Annotated in this window: 2 protein-coding genes and 1 pseudogene; all 3 read left to right on the forward strand. The window is 73.5% G+C overall.

Features of this window, described 5'->3' with window-relative positions:
- Positions 1-430: 430 nt before the first annotated feature.
- Complete coding sequence (locus tag ABZ234_RS33945) at positions 431-1723, forward strand: MFS transporter (RefSeq protein ID WP_355014771.1); 1293 nt, start codon at positions 431-433, stop codon at positions 1721-1723.
- A gap of 258 nt (positions 1724-1981) precedes the next feature.
- Positions 1982-2272, forward strand: coding sequence for a hypothetical protein (locus ABZ234_RS33950; protein ID WP_267947518.1), 291 nt, complete (start codon positions 1982-1984; stop codon positions 2270-2272).
- Positions 2259-2367, forward strand: a pseudogene (locus tag ABZ234_RS33955) (ribonuclease III); the annotation flags it as partial. The gene ABZ234_RS33950 and the pseudogene ABZ234_RS33955, both read left to right, overlap by 14 nt.

Consider the following 2367-nt stretch of genomic DNA (forward strand, 5'->3'; position numbering starts at 1 on the left):
GCGGGGGGCCGGGGGCGGGGGCGCCCCCGTGGGGGGGGAGGCCCGGGTGGCCGCGCCCCCCCCCCGGGTGGAACGTGCACCGGGTGGCCGGGTCCGGCCGCTGTCTCCCCCGAGCGCGGCCGGGGCCCCGGCCGCCCGCCGATCCCGGCCGGGCCGCGTCCCCGGAGGGGCGCAACCGGGTGGCCCAGGTGATCGGTCCTGGTCAGAGGTGTGGGAGACGGGCCGGGGCGGTCCCCGCCAGGCCTTTGCGCAGGCCCGGCGAGCCGCGAGTGCGCCGTCGGCGGAGGGGGTTTTCCGGTCGGTCCGCCGGTGTGCGGGGCAGAAACACCAAACCTCGCTAATACGGGCAAGACGCGCATAATGACGTCATGACAAGCCCGCCCCTCGACAGGCCGTCCCCAGCGGCCCGTGATCGGGTCCCCCGACCGCGATGACAGCGGATCGGGATCGCCGACCCCCGCCCTCCGGCCCGGTCCCCCCGGTGGGCGGCGCGGAGGAGGTCCGGCCGCTCATCCGCAACCACGACTTCCAGACGCTCTGGGTCAGCCGGTTCTTCGCCGGGCTCGGCAAGGAGAGCGGAGAGGTCGCCTACCCGCTCCTCGTCCTCTTCCTCGCCGGCTCGGCCACGCAGGCGGGCGTCATCGGGTCGGCCCAGGTGGCCACCGCCATGGTCGCCGCCGTGGCCGGGGGCGTGCTCGCGGACCGGGCCGACCGCAGGACCGTCCTGCTGTTCTGCGACCTCGGACGCCTGGCGCTGCTCGCCCTTTTCGCGCTCCTGCTGTTCACGGGGAAGGTGACGTTCCCCGTCATCGTGGCGGTCGCGGTCGGCTCGTCGGCGATGATGGGTGTCTCCAACCCGGTCGCCATGGCCTCCGTCAAGCAGCTGGTCCCGGCCTCGCAGGTGTCCGGGGCCGCCGCCCAGAACCAGATCCGCTTCTCCACCACCACGGCCCTGGGCGCGCCCATAGCCGGGTCGCTGTTCAGCCTGGGCCGCGCCCTGCCCTTCGTGACGGAGGCCCTCGCCTACCTGGTGTCGGCGGCACTGGTGCTGTTCATCCGCCGCCCGATGCAGGCCTGCCGCGCTCCGGCGCGCGAGCGCTGGACCCTGCGCGGCACGGTCGGCGGGTTCGCCCTGCTGGCGGCGGACCCGATCCTGCGCCCGATGATCCTGTGGATCGTCGGTTTCAACCTGGCCTTCTCGCAGTCGGGGGCGTTCCTCGCGCTCATCGCGACAGCGGAGGCACAGGGCGCGGGCCATGTGCAGATCGGCCTGACCGTGTCCCTGGCGGGATCGGGCGGACTGGTCGGCGCCCTCGCCGCCGGCGCGGTCCTCAGGTGGGTACGTCCCTCCTCCGCGTTCCTCGCCGCGGCCTGGTCGGCTCCGCTGTGCGCCCTCGGACTGGCGGTCGCGCCGAACGCGGTGTCGCTCGGTGTGTTGCTGGGTCTCGTGTTCGCCGTCGTTCCGTGCGTGAACGCCCTGTTCTACGGCTACGTGGCCGCGTCGGTCGGCGACGGGTACCAGGGCAGGGTGCTGGGGGCGGTCATGTTCATGGCGCTGGTCTCCCAGCCGGTCGGCATCCTCGGGATCGGGATCGTCTTCGACCGTGCGGGGCCGACCTGGGTGTTCCTGGCGATGGCGGGCCTGTCGGCGCTCGCAGCGCTGTTCACCCTCTCGCCGGTGATGCGGAACCTGCCGCGCCCGGAGGAGCTGGCCGGGACCTGAGCGCGGAGGCCGGACCCCGCCCGCCCCGGGCGCGGGCGGCGGAACGGGGCCACGCCTCCACACGGACCCTTCTCGCGGGGCGCACCGGGGCGGGGCCCGCGAGGACGCGCCCCCGGGGCCGGAGGCCGCCGACAGGCCGGGCCGGATGGCGGCATGACGCCACGTTTTTCCCATATATGGAGTTCAGGGTGTTACGTGCTCCGAGGGCGGGGGGTACTACACCCACAGGTATTCGTGACTCTCCGTGATGGGGTAACTGTGAAACGTATCGCCGCCGTCCTCGCCGCCGCCGGACTCGCCCTGACCGCCGCCGCCCCGGCCCACGCAGCCCAGGGCACACTCGAACTGGGCCCGAGGAGTTTCGAGAACCCGAGCGGGTGCTACAACTTCCGGCCGTTCGAGGCCAAGACCGTCACCAACCTGACGGACGAGACGGTCACCGTCCACTACGAACGCGACTGCTCGGGGGAGGTGGTCGGGCAGGTCGGGCCGCAGGCGACCGAACGGTTCGACAACAGCCTCTCCACCTTCAGCGTCCACGTCCCGTGAGACGGCCCCGGCCGAGATGCTCGGCGTCCCCGAGTACCACGTGGACGAGAGCGGCCCCGACCACCAGAAGACCTTCCGGGCCACGGTCCGCGTCG

Origin of the sequence: Nocardiopsis sp. NPDC006198 (assembly GCF_040613895.1) — a bacterium.
GTDB classification, from domain to species: Bacteria; Actinomycetota; Actinomycetes; order Streptosporangiales; family Streptosporangiaceae; genus Nocardiopsis; species Nocardiopsis tropica.

Coding starts and splice junctions, on each gene's coding strand:
- ABZ234_RS33945 (WP_355014771.1), top strand. CDS start 431: ATGACAGCGGATCGGGATCGCCGACCCCCGCCCTCCGGCCCGGTCCCC.